A 14,943-nucleotide genomic window follows, 5' to 3' on the forward strand; every position below is an offset into this window, starting at 1 on the left:
CTCCGTTAACGAGTCTTTGAACTGGATGAATCCACCTCTGAACTCCGTTAACGAGTCTTTGAACTGGATGAATCCACCTCTGAACTCCGTTAACGTTATTATCCGAGCTTCAGGAAAGAGGCATCTGGCTGATTTTCAACGTGTAGGCTGGTGATTTTTTCCCTACACACATATCCGGTAGCGTGACAACTAAATTCTGTCCGTACTGTTGCCACTCAAGTTTACCTTTTGCCCCTAGCATTGTAATCTTTGCATTTTTCGGCAGAATTAGCCCTGGGATTGTCAGCGTCTGACTCATAGGAGTATCAAGCAAGACAGCATATAAATTACCTTTATTTGTGGTGTAGCGCACTCGGATGCCTTGAGTGGATACATCTTCTGAGCGTATCCAATAGCGCGAACCAAAGATGGCTTCACCATTTACATCTAGCCACTTGCCTAAGCCTAGCAACCGTTCAGTTCGCACTAAAATCAAACTAAAGCTATTGTCGAAGCGATAGAAAAAAGGCGGCTATGACGGTAACTACCTATAAATGGACAATTGAACGCTATCACCGAGCAATAGAAGCAGGGATTTTTGATGACCAACCCATTGAACTATTGCGCGGCGACCTCATAGTTATGCCCCCAGAACGAGAACCCCATGCCTACTACAATACCGAAGCAGCTGATTATCTCCGCACACTGCTAGGTGAACGGGCAAAAATCCGCGATGCTAAACCCATCACCCTACCTAACGACTCAGAACCCGTCCCGGATGTTGCTATTGTCAAACCTTTAGGCGAGGTCTACTTAGAACATCACCCTTACCCTGAAGATATTTTCTGGATTATCGAATTTTCTCAGTCCACCTTGAGCAAAGACTTAGGTGATAAAAAAGACATCTATGCAGAATCAGGCATTGCTGAATATTGGGTCGTCAATCTTAAAAATTCTCAGATGCAAGTATTTCGAGACTTAAAAAATGGACAATACACAACAGAACTGACATTAACTACAGGTATTATTGTCCCCCTAGCCTTTGGTGATGTATCTATCCAAGTTAATCGCCTCGTGGGTTTCGCAAAAATATAATTTCTAGTACCTGTCAGAAACGAAAGATGTGAGGCGATCGCACATTCGCCCATAATTAAACCATCTCCTCTATTCCACTCACTTATGACTATTGCCAGTCAACCCCAACTAACTTTAGACGACTTCCTCAAACTGCCGGAAACTGAACCAGCATCAGACTTTATTAACCGAGAAATCATTCAAAAACCTATGCCTCAAGGTGAACATAGCCGACTACAGACTAAATTTTGTAATGTCATTAATAACGTAACTGAAAGCCAAAAAATTGCTTGCGCTTTCTCAGAACTGCGTTGTAGCTTTGGCGGTGCTTCTATCGTCCCCGATGTCTCTGTGTTTCGCTGGGATAGAATTCTTAAAACTTCATCTGGCAGAATTGCTAACCGCTTTGAAATTCATCCCGACTGGGCAATTGAGATTCTTTCCCCAGATCAAAAGTTAAAAAAAGTATTGAGTAAATTATTGCATTGTTCACGCAATGGTACTGAATTAGGCTGGTTAATTAACCCTGAAGACGAAAGTGTGCTAGGAATTTTTCCTGGACAGCGAGTGGAATTATACGAAAGTGCTGATAAATTACCCATTCTTGAGGGTATCGAGTTGGAACTGACTGTGGAAGAAGTTTTTGGCTGGTTGAGTTTGACGTAAAAAAGGAGAAAGTTGCAAAGGATTGTATCTGTAGGTTTATTGTAGAAACTGGGCGGTACAGCCCAAATTAGTGTGTACCAGAAAAATTTATATCCCGTACTTTTATGGAAAATCAACTAGGATTAGTTCTGAAACTGCTTTTACTCTCAGCTTTGTTATCGCTATTAATTAAGTATGCAGCGCCAAGTCTATTTACCAATTACTAAGAATTTGATTTTCCTAAGCTGCATCAGTATGAACCAATACGGATCTCAAATAGGATTGCTATACGTAACAATCATCGCCTCGTGGGTTTCGCAAAAATATAATTTCTAGCACCTGTCAGAAACGAAGGACGCGAGGCGATCGCACGCCCATAATAAAACTATCCTCTCCATACTATTTTGCTGATGGCGATCGTAACTCAACCCCAACTAACTTTAGACGAGTTCCTCAAACTGCCGGAAACTGAACCAGCATCAGACTTTATTAACGGAGAAATCATTCAAAAACCAATGCCCCAAGGTGAACATAGCTTGCTTCAGCTTACTCTTTGCGAAACAATTAACAGCATAGCTAGAAGCCAAAAAATTGCTTACGCTTTGCCCGAACTGCGCTGTACCTTTGGCGGCGCTTCTATCGTCCCCGATGTCTCTGTGTTTCGTTGGGATAGAATTCCTAAAACTTCATCTGGCAGAATTGCTAACCGCTTTGAAATTCATCCCGACTGGGCAATTGAGATTCTTTCCCCAGATCAAAAGTTAAAAAAAGTATTGAGTAAATTATTGCATTGTTCACGCAATGGTACTGAATTAGGCTGGTTAATTAACCCTGAAGACGAAAGTGTGCTAGGAATTTTTCCTGGACAGCGAGTGGAATTATACGAAAGTGCTGATAAATTACCCATTCTTGAGGGTATCGAGTTGGAACTGACTGTGGAAGAAGTTTTTGGCTGGTTGAGTTTGACGTAAAAAAGGAGAAAGTTGCAAAGGATTGTATCTGTAGGTTTATTGTAGAAACTGGGCGGTACAGCCCAAATTAGTGTGTACCAGAAAAATTTATATCCCGTACTTTTATGGAAAATCAACTAGGATTAGTTCTGAAACTGCTTTTACTCTCAGCTTTGTTATCGCTATTAATTAAGTATGCAGCGCCAAGTCTATCAATTCCGGCGACAGCAACCAACGCGCTGATTATAATATTGTTGCCGATTGTGATTATAGCGATCGCGCTCCTGTGGCGATTCCAAGCACAGAACCAAAATTAACTCAAACTATCTACGCACAAGTTCCTAAAATGGGCTAACCTAGCTGAATTACCAGAAAATTGCATCTCCCCAACCGTTGGGAGTCAGCCTGTGAACCTCGGTCAATGGATCGGCTTAATCGCCATAGTTCTTTCTTTATACATCCTGTGGCAAATTCGGGAAGTGCTTTTGCTAATGTTTGCCGCAGTTGTGTTAGCCACCACCTTAAATCGGTTAGCGAAACGCTTCCAACGCTTTGGGATGAAGCGTGGATTCGCCGTCCTCCTAGCAGTAGCTATCTTTTTTGCAGGTATCGCGGGTTTTTTCTGGCTAATTGTGCCACCTTTTGCACAGCAGTTTCAAGAACTAACTTATCAGGTTCCGAAAGGGTTTGAGAGCTTTAATGGTTGGCTTGATGCCCTAAGAACTCGTATTCCTAACCAGTTAGTTCCTTACATCCCAGATATCAATAGCCTCATCCAACAAGTACAGCCCTTCGTCAATCGACTATTGGGAAACTCCTTCGCCTTTGTATCTGGTTCTTTGGAAGTCGTCCTGAAGATTTTGCTAGTGTTGGTTTTAACCGGAATGCTATTAGCCGACCCCGTGGCTTATCGCCAAGTATTTGTGCAGCTTTTCCCCTCATTTTATCGGCGGCGGGTAGATGGGATTTTAGATAAATGTGAAGTCTCTTTGGAGGGATGGATTACAGGCGCTTTCATTGCCATCTGTGTAGTTGGGCTGATGAGTCTAATTGGCTTATCAATTTTGCATGTAAAGGCAGCACTAGCTTTAGCGGTTTTAGCAGGATTTTTTAACTTAATTCCCAACCTTGGCCCAACGATGAGTGTCATACCCGCAATGGCGATCGCCTTTTTGGATGAACCTTGGAAAGCGATCGCTGTCTTGGCTCTCTACTTTATCATTCAACAGGTTGAAAGTAATTTCATCACGCCCGTTGTCATGGCGCATCAAGTCTCATTACTGCCAGCGCTAACCTTAATTGCCCAACTATTTTTCGTGACTTTCTTTGGCTTTTTAGGATTATTTCTAGCCCTACCCTTGACCGTTGTCGCTAAGATTTGGTTGCAAGAAGTGTTAATTAAAGATGTTTTGGATAACTGGGGAAATAATCATACACAAGAGACTGAGTTGGTGATGGTTTCTGAATCTCCTCAAGCAGATGATAATTGGACAGCAGAAAATCCTGATATTAATCAGAAGCGATCAGATTAAAGAAGAATTCAGGAGTCAGAATTCAGGAGTCAGAATTCAGGAGTCAGAATTCAGGAGTCAGAATTCAGGAGTCAGAATTCAGGAGTCAGAATTCAGGAGTCATATCATGTCCGAATCTAGTTCCCTCCCCTTTATAAGGGGAGGGTTAGGGTGGGGTAAAACTGACGCGAAAAACCAGGTGAGTAAACTATTTCAGACTTGTGTATACACCGTAGCTTAGGGGTTGGGGTGAGGTTCTTTTACAGGACTTACGCAAACAATAGCCGAAAAGAGTGATTTTCTGGTAAGGGCAATTCATAAATTGCCCCAGAGGACGTGTGGTTTTGTGTAAGTCCTATTTTATTATGGGTAATTTGGCGGACATGATAAGCTGTTGCGTATTTAATTTGTATATTGAACGCGCTCATGTTGCCCGCACTACAATATTTTTGGGTTTTCGTGTTATACAATTTAGCTGCACATCAACTTATCACTCCTGAATTCAGAATTCTGACTCCTGAATTCTGAATTCTGTTTTGTCAAAGTCTAAGGTTTATCCGAGAGAATCGGTTCTGCGGCAATATCATCTAAGTGGATACTGCTTAACAAATTCCGCCACTCTGTTTGCAGTGCTGCATCTTCAGGATTTTTCTGACGCAGTTGAGCCAGTATCGTCAGTGCCTCGTACCATATCCCCTTTTGGGCATAGATAGCATAGCGCTTTAGAGGTTCTGTGGTTTGTAGCTCTTTGGCTGTGGCTGGATTCACTTCGACTCGTTGTATTACCCCATCGACGAAAGTCGGGGGAGAATTTTCTTCCTTGTCACAGTTAATCTTGAGAAACCAGTGATATTGTTTGTCTACTACTAAAGCGGGAGCAGTGCTAGGCAGAGAAACGCGGATGACTCCTGGTTTATCTGGTAGAGCGATCGCCTTTTGGTAAATCTCGTTAGAGTCCTGATCTTGCAGCACAAATTGAACTGCATAGGGCAAATCTTTGGTATATGGCACATAGAAAAACCAACTTGGGCGTTCTTGCGTTGTCTCTCCCCAGACATTAATCACTGAGTTAGCTTCCTGAGTAAAAGGTACTAAAGCAGTCAGATCAAGTTTAGTAAGTTCACATCCAGGCCCGCGCTTTGCTCCACCACGAACGCGACCTCCCGGAGGTGGGCCAGGTGGAAGTGAAGGTTGATTAAATGTAGCTTGAGCAAGGGTCGTTTTATGATTAGAGCGTAGGCGTAACCCATCGCTAAGTAAAGAACCAAGAGTTGGTTTCGCCAGTACTGGAATCAGGCTAACTAATAAACTGGTGCAGCTAAAAGCTACTACTAAAAACAGTTTTATCAGTTGTGAATTTGACTTCATAAAAACCTACCTTAAATAAAAGTCTGAAACTTTCTTCAATTTTGAATTTTGAATTTTGAATTTTGAATTGGAAGTCCCCTATTGCCCACTCGCCACCTGAACTTTTGTTTTTGAATTATTATAAATTGACATCAAGCCAACCGTGGCTACCAATGACAAAGCCGATGGTACAAAGGGTACCCAAGCACCCCAAATGAACAGACTAAAACAAACTATATACACAATACTAGAGGCAATACTGACTGCCAATGCCAACCAGGGTAACGAAAGCTTTCGCCAAGCCAGGACTCCCCCTACCAAAGACCAGCCCCAAATCCAGGCCACCTCAACCCACAGCGACCAAACTCGCAGCAATGGCCGCCCATCCTGGACAGCACTGAGGATCTGGCTGATCATCTGCGCTTGTACTAACACTCCTGGCATTTGCTCATCTAAAGCAGCACCATAAGGTGTAGGCCAGGTGTCTGGAGAATCCCCCCTTGCCACCACACCAATTAAAACAATCTTGTCTTTGATGGCATTAGGGTTAACTGAACTAGATAAAAATGGGGTTAGCTTCACCAGTTCGGCTATTTGTTTTGAAGAACGGTAGTTAAGTAAGATTTGACCGCCATTGGCATCAATATTTTGATAGCCGCCACTACGAGATTTCAGATTTGGAAAAATAGTTTTACCGAGCTGCAAATTCCCTTCAGGGGTGAACTTTGGTTGAATTCCTGAAGGGCGCAGATAGAGAGAGGCCAGTTGTAGACTGAATGCAAAGGGAGCAGGACACAACGATGTCGCCTCCTGGTTCATAAACAAAAGATGCCGACGGATAACTCCATCACGATCGTGAATAAAGTCACTGAATCCCAGGTTGACTGTAGGGATTTCTGGTGGCGGTTTAATGCCTTTGATATTTACTGTGCTATCACTTCCCTTGCATATACCAATCAAGTTCTGAGTTTGGTTGAGACGAGTAATTAAATCTGGTTGTTTGGCTTTAAAATCACGGTAGATATCTAAACCGATCGCACGGGGTTGGTATTGATTCAGTTTTGCCAGTAGTTTGTTGAGAGATTTTTCGGAAATCGAAGCTCCAATCAAAGACTCACCATTTTGTCTTTGAATTGCCAAATCATCATCGTCAATTGTAATTACTAGCAGTCGGGGATCAACTCCCTCCGCAGGGCGCGATCGCATCATCAGGTCAAAGGCTTGAATCTCTAGATTTTCCCAAAATCCTAGCAATCTCACCCCACAAACCAAGGCTGTAATTGCCAAACTGGATAACAAGGTTCTCTGAAATTTGCGTCCGGTAGGCAAAGCTAAAATCGGTGGTTCTTCAGTTTTTGTAGACCTTAATTCATCCCAAGTGGGTGGTATCTGCGCTGGATTTTGACAAATCACTGGTAGCCAAGTCGCACAAGGAAATCGATCCTCAAGTCCTTGCAACCGTTCTCGCGCTTGGCGTACCGACTGATATAAAGACTCGCCACCGGCAAAACCTTGGAGAAAATACTTTAAGAACTCCTTTGCAACCAAGTCTGGGACTGGTTCACGCATCACAATGATTTCAGGAATTTGCAAATCAGCCAATTCTCGGGCCAATCCCAATCCATCACAAGAGTTGAATATAGCTAGTTGCAAGCCGTTTTCAATCGCTCTCTTGAGAGCGTACTTTAACTCGCCAATGCTGAGGCTATCAGTTTTATTCAGGTAAATTCGTCCGCTTTCTCCATTTCCGTTACTGGAACTGTGCCCAGCAAAGAAGAGAATATCCCAGTTTTTTCCCCAAAGATGCTCAGTCAATTCTTTACGTTGTGGTTCTACCAAAAAGCTAACGTCTGCGTTCGGACACTGTTGCAGTAAGGCTTGATCGGCTTCGGTGTCAATCCCCTGACTATTGCCCACAATTGCTAAAATGTTGACCAATGGATTTTTTGTGCGTGGCTTGTAAATGCGATCGTAGGATGGTGAAGAAAGGGCAATTTCAGCCTTGGGGTACTGTTCTAATAAGTCCCACAGATGCCAGGGTAATAGTTGCAATTGGCTATTTTCTGTTTGCAGAATCACCCGCACTTCTTCGGTGGACGACAATCTTTGTAACCATTTTTCCCTCAAAGGGCGAAATTCCTCTGCTCGCAGCCAGGTATTAAAACGTGCGCGCAAAATATGGGAAGTGTTTTCGCAGTCTTGAATCATCGATACATTCGTCACCTGCATTTGGTCAGCATGGAGGCGATAACGATTGCCTATTTGTCGATAACTAGACTGCCAATGACTATAATAGAGCGGCATTTCTGGGAATGAAGGTAGCTTCCCCGTGATTTCTGCTGTAGCACGCTCGTGTTCTTCACCAATTTGGAGAGTGACAGCAAACCCCTGCTCAAAACTACCCTCCCCGAATTTCAGAATCACTAACTTACCCATCAGTCGCTATCTCCCTGTGCAAATCATGCCCTGTTCTAATGTCTGATCGCAAGCTCCCGAAGCGTTTACAGATTTATTTCAAAATCCCTAAAAGCCGAGTTGAATTTTTAATTATGAATTTTTAATTAACCAATTACCACTTATAAATTACCGACAAAGAGGGAAGATAGCTAGATGTTTCAAATTCTAAAATGTTCGGTAATGCTGATATCATTCATGGCGACTCTAACGCTAAATTGCTCTGTAGGTTCCCCGCGAAACTGCAACTGAATGTAGTTGTCTGATTTTCTAGATTGAGCGTCTAGAAATACTGTTCCCGAACTATCTAGAACGGTAAGATGAACTCCGGGCGGCAAGTAGACTTGATTCCCAGTGGCGTGCAATTGGAGATGAATACTGGTTTGTTGATCCTTTTCGGGGCTGATTTGCACAATCAACATGACTGGTTGGTTGAGAATTTGGATACCCAAATCAATCAGTTTTGCACGTTTAGTGATTGATTCTGGTTGGTTTAGGGCATTTAGTTGCAAAGTTTCAGGACTGCGAAAGGCATAAGCTGGTCTGAGTTCCGGCACGTTCCACAAAGATTCAATAGTCTGCCAACCTTTCTCAAATATACCAGCAAACCACTGACTCAAATTCACCAATTGGCGCAGTTTCCACAGGTGGTCGATAAACGCTTCCAATGGTTGTAGTTGTTCTAAAGGCAGTGTTTCAGTTGCCACACTAGGCATAAAACCAAGCAGTCTCGCTTCTTGGAGTGATTGATCAAATTGAACTACTAAATAACCCACCCGTTCTTCCCAGGTTTCTGGAGGAATGGAACATCTCTGCTGATGCAGATGGACAGGGCGACACTCCAGACGACCAACTGAAGGCATCTTTAAGTCAGCGACATTCCCACAAAGGCGCATGATGGGGTTCCAGCTGTCACTAGCTTGGAGGTCAGTAGGAATATCCATCATTGTCAAGTAGTCATTCACCACCCACACAGCTAGCGTATTCAGCCGAACTTGCTCTGCTTTTTCAGGATTTGGCTGTTGGTTAGCAAATTGCTGGGCAGTTATGCGAGCTGATTGGGAAATCGGCAATGTTAAAGCAAAATCGTCTAGCTGATAGGTGGAGTTATTCATAAATCAATCCCTAGTGATCAATGCTGGTATATACATATCACCTACATTCACTAAATTTATGCCACAAAATAGAGAATGATTATTGGAAAAACAGAATTAGGGATTGGCGATTGGGGGCTAGGGCTAGCAAACAGCATCCAATAAGCTAACAATTACTCACTTTTGCTTACTTTCTTTGACAAGCTGCGAATTAACTCACGTAACACATCAGTTTTAGTTCTTGATGTCTGCTTACAGTATCTCTCAAGCACATCCATTTCTTTTTCTGGAATCCTTATATTTAACTGTTTTTCGTCTGCCATTTCCTAGCATTTTGCTATACAATCATTACATGATAATAGGATTTCAGACGAAACTCAAGGTAAATAAAAAACAACTTGCAGTGCTGGCACAACACGCAGGTACGGCAAGACACGCATATAATCAGGGTTTGGCATTATGCAAAGAAGTATTAAAGCACAACCGCGTCAATCCTGAGGATAAAATCAAATTTCCGTCAGCGATTGACTTGCATAAGTGGTTGATAGCATCAATCAAAGCTCGCTTACCTTGGTACTACGAAGTAAGTAAATGCGCTCCTCAGTATGCGCTCAGGTCGTTGTCTGATGCGTTTAAAGCTTTCTTTAAAAAATTGCGGGGATTCCCGAACTTCAAGAAAAAAGGACGCAACGACAGTTTTACTTTGGATGGTTCAATTCATGTTGACCACCACAAGGTAAAAGTGCCTGTGATTGGCTGGGTAAAAACTTATGAGCGATTGCCGCATGGAGTGAAACCTAAATCAGTCACAATAAGCCGCCAAGCTGAAAGAAAAGTTTATCTCATTTAAGATTGAGATAGAAACTATCCACACTTCCAAAGCAATTGATTTTGTGGGCGTGGATTTAGGCATCAATCATTTAGCCACGCTCTCCACAGGGGAGATGTTTGACGGCGCAAAAAGTTACAAAAGATACTATAAGAAATTATCTCGGATGCAGTGGCTAAACCGCCATAAACAGATTGGATCTGCTAACCAGAAAAAAGCCACGCTCAAGGCAGCAAGACTACACCAAAAAATAGCCAATGTCCGCAAGGATACACTACACAAAATTACAACTCATATCAGTAAAAACCACGCTGTTATTGGGATTGAGGATTTAAATGTGTCCGGGATGATGGCTAACCGGAAATTATCCAAAGCTATTGCTGATATGGGATTCTATGAGTTCCGCCGTCAGTTAGAGTACAAAACTCAACTGCATGGTAGTAAGTTAGTTATTGTGGATAGGTTCTACCCCAGTAGTAAGACTTGTTCTAACTGCGGGGTCAAAAAAGAATCTCTGTCACTCAAAGAACGTGTTTTTAAATGCGAACACTGTGGATTTGAATGTGACAGAGATTTAAATGCTTCTGTGAATTTGTCCAAGGCGGCCAGATCGGTCGTGTCAGCTTGTGGACTAGTTGATGCCGACATCGCTAGGTTGAAGCAAGAAGAAAATGTGAGCAATTGTTAGCATTTTTAGATCGGACTAACACTCCCAGTACAACGTTTAATATAACTCCAGCTTATGTCAGGGAAATCTCATAGATTAAAGCGATCGCACCATCCAAATTTTTAGTGCGCTACCGATAGCGTAGCGCACTAACTCCTAACTCTTGTACAGACGCGATTAATCGCGTCTCTCCAAATTCCTGTACAGACGCGATTAATCGCGTCTCTCCAAATTCCTGTACAGACGCGATTAATCGCGTCTCTACTTCTTCACCACTTGCAGGCGCTGAGTTATCATCGTCATCCCATTACCGCGCAGGATGACAGCAGAAACCCATTGACTACCAGGGATAGATGGTGCTTGTCCGACTTTAAACAATCCGCCAGATGTCAGTAATTCCAAATCCACGGATGTGGGGTTGAGAAATTTATCTGGTTGGATAGATTCCTCTAGCGCGGTTCCTAGTAGAAAATCATCACCAAGTGGCTCTTTGACGATCGCATCAAAATTATACTTCTGACCGACTTGCACTTGCTGTGGTAATTTAATCTCAATTTGGGGCGGCTTGCTGCCAGAGGTAATTAGGGTGCGTTCTGACAAAATATCTTGGCGGACGATTTTTCCCCCGGCAATGCGCTGACGCGATTTAATCGTGGCATTGAGAGTCAAATTATTAGGGCTACCAGAGGGTAAGCCAGTTATCTGCGTTTCTGTTTCGGCAATAATCCCATTGCTTTCAGATTTTGAAGATAGCAATTTTGTAGTGTATTGCAACTTAGGATATCGTTGCCAAAGTGAAGTCAAAGACTTTTCCATAGTTTGGAGGTTTAATCCATCTCCATGAGTGAAATTGGGGCTATAGAATTGCAACACCCCTTTCACATCCCCGCGAGTAGCGGCGGCATCAACTTGCGTCAACAGGTTTTTCAGTTCGGGTGGTGCATTTTGGGGTGTACCAGCTTGGACTAATTGCTGTGGTGTCGTCGCTTGAGTGCGTTGCCAACTACTTGTTAAACCAAGTGTCAGCAGGAAGGATATCAACCCGATACTTGCTGGAAATCTAAGTTGGCGTTTCACTAAGGCGGCAATAATGTTAGTCATTGGTAAGAATTTACTGATTTGATTAGAGAAAGTAAGGAAATTGTTTTATCTTAGTTAAGCTAGGCGCTAAACGGTAAAGGTTTGATGGCAAACGCACCGATACGATTATTAATCGCTGCCAGTGGGACTGGTGGACATTTATTTCCAGCGATCGCACTGGCAGATAAACTTCCAGATTATCAAATAGAATGGCTGGGAGTATCCAATCGGCTGGAAACTCAACTTGTTCCCAAACAGTATCCCTTGAATACTATTGCAGTTGAAGGGTTTCAGCAAGGGTTTGGACTCTCCTCGATTCGCATCTTGGGTAAACTCGCCCTTTCGATTCTGGAAGTCAGACGAATTCTCAAACAGGGAAATTTTCAAGGGGTGTTTACCACAGGGGGTTACATTGCAGGACCTGCCGTGATTGCGGCGCGTTCTCTCGGTTTACCCGTGGTTTTCCACGAGTCTAACGCCTTACCAGGGAAAGTAACTCGCTTTTTTGGCCCTTGGTGTAATGCGGTAGCTTTGGGATTTGAAGTAGCTGCTAAATATTTACCCCGTTCTAAAAGTGTGTACGTTGGCACTCCTGTGCGATCGCAATTTCTCGATGGGGCAATTAATGCACCACTAGATTTAGCCATTCCTGATGGTGTTCCCTTAATTGTCGTCTTTGGTGGTAGCCAAGGTGCAATTGCGATTAATAAATTGGTGCGCGAATCTGCAAAGGTTTGGTTTGATGCTGGTGTCTATGTAGTACACTTGACAGGCGATCGCGATCCAGAAGCAGATAGTCTCAAACATCCACAATACATAGCCTTACCTTTTTACAACAATATGGCCGCCTTGTTGCAACGAGCAACTCTTGCCATTAGTCGTTCTGGCGCAGGTAGCTTGACAGAATTGGCAGTGTGTGGAACGCCAGCGATTTTGATTCCTTACCCCTTTGCCGCAGAAGATCATCAATCTTATAATGCAGACGTATTTACTTCATCTGGTGCGGCGTTAACGTTGAAGCAATCAGAGTTGACGACTCAAGCATTGCAAAGTATTGTGTTGAATTTGTTGCAGTCACCGCCAGAGTTAGTAAAGATGAGCGAAAAAGCTCATGCGATCGCAGTTCCCGATAGTGCCGAAAAGTTGGCGCAATTAGTGCGTGAGGTGATAGAAACTTAAAATAATTCGTAATTCGTAATTCGTAATTAAAGACAATAGGAATTTATTCTCCAGGTTATGAATATCTTATTTAACCAAAAATTCCGCCTCACAATCGGTTGTGCTGGCTTATTAGTTGTAAGTTTAGCCAGTAGCCATTTTTCATCTCCACAAGATTTGTTAGCAGCATCTGCACCATATCCAGTTGTCGATGAGTTCAAAAAATATAAATTTAGCATTAATGGCAGCCAGATTGTTACTCCAGTCAAACTGCCAAATAGTAAGGTTAACTTCAATCAAAGAGATTTATTAACCGTTCTTGCTAATACTAGAAAATATTTTCAAGACTACGCTTCAGAAGATCCAGATATTCTGCGTACAGGAATACTTGCCACTCAAGGGGTTACTGTGCCAGATGTTCTCAAAACTTTGGATTTCATGATTGCTGTCTTAAAGGAGGATATTGCTAATAATCGAACTACTCGTTTACAAGACCCTAAATTTATCAATACCAATTTTAGAGTCATTAAATGGTCTGCCTACAACCCAAACAATAAACAGCAAAAACAATTACGAATTACCAAATATGCTGTATTTACTCACCCCGGTTCTCGCAAAAAAACCTCTACTTTTAATATACCAATTTATAGCTTAAAAGAAAACTCTAATAACGATAAATTCTACACTCAATACACAAAGCAGGATGTTTTGTCGGGTATTTATGAACCAGGTGGTAGAGAATTTGGAAAAGTTACGACTCTCGCTTATCTAACCAGAAATGGCTTAGAAGAAGCAATTATGGAAGGAACAATACTGATTAATTTTACAGATGGTGATCAGGCGTTTTTTAATGTAGATAGAAATAATGGAATGTCTTATATTCGCGGATTAAAGGCAACAGCACAAAAGCGTTATTGGTATTTTAGAGAAGTTGATGCTATTAAAGGCTATGGATACAAAATAGATGCAAAAATTTCTATCAAACCCGGAGTCACTTTTGCGGGAGATGTTTTGAATATTGGTTTAGGTAAAGTGATTGTGATTGAGCATACTCAAGGTGGTCGCAAACATTTGCAAATGGGAGTCATCGCCGATACAGGCGGAGCATTTTTACCCAATCTTTATCAACTCGATTTTTTGGCAGGTATTTTTCAGAATAAAAAAGAATTTGGGCAGAATATCAGCCAATTGCCAGACTATGCTACAGCATATTTTTTAGTAAAGAAGTAATGCATTAATTTGATTGATTCAAAATATCTATGCACGGGTCAACATAATTCATAATTTTAGGACTTACACACTTTACAAATTGAGCATCATGTGCATATAAAGCTTGTTAAGATAAAAGTCTTGCCCTGCCTCGTTCCCAGGCTCTGCCTGGGAATGTGATCACTGGGAGGCAGAGCCTCCCAGTTTGAGAGGAGGCAGAGCCTCCCACAAGAGCATTACAAGGCAGAGCCTTGTAACGAGATGTGATGCATATTTGGTTATGTCTGTCAATGCGTAAGTCCTACAAAATTAAGTATTTGTAGCAACTGTCTTGATTGTCAAGTGCGATCGCCTGATGTTGGCGACTGTTTTAAAAGTTAAACGTTTGCTTTGTTTGTGGAGATTTATGAAGGCGATGCCTACGGCGGGCGTAGCTGCCGCACCTGTATACTTGATCGCGGTGCGACAAAGTTAAGAGTACCTGAACACGATATTTGAGTACCTGAACACGATATTTGAGTACCTGAACACGATATTTGAGTACCTGAACACGATATTTGAGTACTTGAACACGATATTTGAGTACTTGAACACGATATTTAAGTACCTGAACACGATATTTAAGTACCTGAACACGATATTTGAGTACCTGAACACGATATTTGAGTACCTGAACACGATATTTAAGTACCTGAACACGATATTTAAGTACCTGAACACGACTTCGAGGTATCTGTTTTAACGAAGAAGCTGTTGGTAGGGGGCTTTTTAGCAGGGGGAAATGACCCAAGGGCGAACGTGGGTTAAAAACCTTTGATTTTGTATTAGTCCACGGAGGTGGACTTCGTTTGTATAGCCGCGATTTCTAATCGCCAGGGCTAGGTGCAAGATGTGAGTTAAGAATAATCTCGTACTCTCAGCGATGACCAGAAATAAACAAAACTAA

The 14,943-nt window shown here is 42.4% G+C and carries 16 protein-coding genes; 9 read left to right on the plus strand and 7 right to left on the minus strand.

Going from position 1 to position 14,943, the window contains the following annotated elements:
- Positions 1-109: 109 nt before the first annotated feature.
- Positions 110-466, minus strand: coding sequence for an alpha-L-fucosidase C-terminal domain-containing protein (locus V7K27_RS29850; protein ID WP_334952162.1), 357 nt, complete (start codon positions 464-466; stop codon positions 110-112).
- A 47-nt stretch (positions 467-513) separates the two neighbouring features.
- Here V7K27_RS29850 and V7K27_RS29855 point away from each other — a divergent pair, with 47 nt between their 5' ends.
- From V7K27_RS29855 to V7K27_RS29875, 5 genes are all read left to right on the plus strand, one after another.
- Entirely contained in the window at positions 514-1,074 is a 561-nt protein-coding gene (locus V7K27_RS29855) for a Uma2 family endonuclease (protein WP_334952127.1), read from the plus strand.
- Between the two features lie 84 nt (positions 1,075-1,158).
- Positions 1,159-1,719 (plus strand): Uma2 family endonuclease, encoded by a 561-nt coding sequence (locus tag V7K27_RS29860; RefSeq protein WP_334952128.1) that lies wholly within the window; start codon positions 1,159-1,161, stop codon positions 1,717-1,719.
- A gap of 389 nt (positions 1,720-2,108) precedes the next feature.
- A complete protein-coding gene (locus V7K27_RS29865) occupies positions 2,109-2,669 on the plus strand; it encodes a Uma2 family endonuclease (protein ID WP_334952129.1) in 561 nt (186 codons plus the stop codon).
- A gap of 104 nt (positions 2,670-2,773) precedes the next feature.
- The gene (locus V7K27_RS29870; protein ID WP_334952131.1) at positions 2,774-2,965 is read left to right on the plus strand and encodes a hypothetical protein; all 192 of its coding nucleotides are present in this window, start codon (positions 2,774-2,776) and stop codon (positions 2,963-2,965) included.
- A gap of 90 nt (positions 2,966-3,055) precedes the next feature.
- Positions 3,056-4,180 (plus strand): AI-2E family transporter, encoded by a 1,125-nt coding sequence (locus V7K27_RS29875; RefSeq protein ID WP_334952133.1) that lies wholly within the window; start codon positions 3,056-3,058, stop codon positions 4,178-4,180.
- Positions 4,181-4,705: 525 nt separating this feature from the next.
- Here V7K27_RS29875 and V7K27_RS29880 read toward each other — a convergent pair.
- The 4 genes from V7K27_RS29880 to V7K27_RS29895 all read right to left on the minus strand — a co-directional run bounded on the left by V7K27_RS29880 (position 4,706) and on the right by V7K27_RS29895 (position 9,332).
- On the minus strand, positions 4,706-5,527 hold the full coding sequence (locus tag V7K27_RS29880) for a DUF928 domain-containing protein (RefSeq protein ID WP_334952134.1): 822 nt from the start codon (positions 5,525-5,527) through the stop codon (positions 4,706-4,708).
- 78 nt (positions 5,528-5,605) lie between these two features.
- The gene (locus V7K27_RS29885; RefSeq protein ID WP_334952135.1) at positions 5,606-7,942 is read right to left on the minus strand and encodes a CHASE2 domain-containing protein; all 2,337 of its coding nucleotides are present in this window, start codon (positions 7,940-7,942) and stop codon (positions 5,606-5,608) included.
- 179 nt (positions 7,943-8,121) lie between these two features.
- On the minus strand, positions 8,122-9,075 hold the full coding sequence (locus V7K27_RS29890; RefSeq protein WP_334952136.1) for a DUF1822 family protein: 954 nt from the start codon (positions 9,073-9,075) through the stop codon (positions 8,122-8,124).
- Positions 9,076-9,227: 152 nt separating this feature from the next.
- Positions 9,228-9,332 carry a hypothetical protein gene (locus V7K27_RS29895; RefSeq protein WP_334952138.1) on the minus strand — a complete coding sequence of 35 codons (105 nt, stop codon included), beginning with the start codon at positions 9,330-9,332 and terminating at the stop codon, positions 9,228-9,230.
- Here V7K27_RS29895 and V7K27_RS29900 point away from each other — a divergent pair.
- Entirely contained in the window at positions 9,299-9,904 is a 606-nt protein-coding gene (locus V7K27_RS29900) for an RNA-guided endonuclease InsQ/TnpB family protein (RefSeq protein ID WP_334952140.1), read from the plus strand. The genes V7K27_RS29895 and V7K27_RS29900 overlap by 34 nt on opposite strands.
- A 34-nt stretch (positions 9,905-9,938) precedes the next feature.
- A complete protein-coding gene (locus V7K27_RS29905) occupies positions 9,939-10,571 on the plus strand; it encodes an RNA-guided endonuclease InsQ/TnpB family protein (protein WP_334952164.1) in 633 nt (210 codons plus the stop codon).
- A gap of 240 nt (positions 10,572-10,811) precedes the next feature.
- Here V7K27_RS29905 and V7K27_RS29910 read toward each other — a convergent pair whose 3' ends face one another.
- Positions 10,812-11,651, minus strand: a complete 840-nt coding sequence (locus V7K27_RS29910; RefSeq protein WP_334952142.1) for a nuclear transport factor 2 family protein — start codon at positions 11,649-11,651, stop codon at positions 10,812-10,814.
- Between the two features lie 84 nt (positions 11,652-11,735).
- On the opposite strand from V7K27_RS29910, the gene murG reads away from it, so the two are divergent.
- Positions 11,736-12,809: an undecaprenyldiphospho-muramoylpentapeptide beta-N-acetylglucosaminyltransferase gene (murG, locus tag V7K27_RS29915; RefSeq protein ID WP_334952144.1), complete on the plus strand. Its 1,074-nt coding sequence runs from the start codon at positions 11,736-11,738 to the stop codon at positions 12,807-12,809.
- A gap of 57 nt (positions 12,810-12,866) precedes the next feature.
- Positions 12,867-14,018 carry a hypothetical protein gene (locus tag V7K27_RS29920; RefSeq protein ID WP_334952145.1) on the plus strand — a complete coding sequence of 384 codons (1,152 nt, stop codon included), beginning with the start codon at positions 12,867-12,869 and terminating at the stop codon, positions 14,016-14,018.
- Between the two features lie 349 nt (positions 14,019-14,367).
- On the opposite strand, the gene V7K27_RS29925 is transcribed toward V7K27_RS29920, so the two are convergent.
- Positions 14,368-14,787 carry a hypothetical protein gene (locus V7K27_RS29925; RefSeq protein ID WP_334952146.1) on the minus strand — a complete coding sequence of 140 codons (420 nt, stop codon included), beginning with the start codon at positions 14,785-14,787 and terminating at the stop codon, positions 14,368-14,370.
- Positions 14,788-14,943: the final 156 nt, after the last annotated feature.

This window comes from Nostoc sp., assembly GCF_036919575.1.
Classification (GTDB): domain Bacteria; phylum Cyanobacteriota; class Cyanobacteriia; order Cyanobacteriales; family Nostocaceae; genus Nostoc.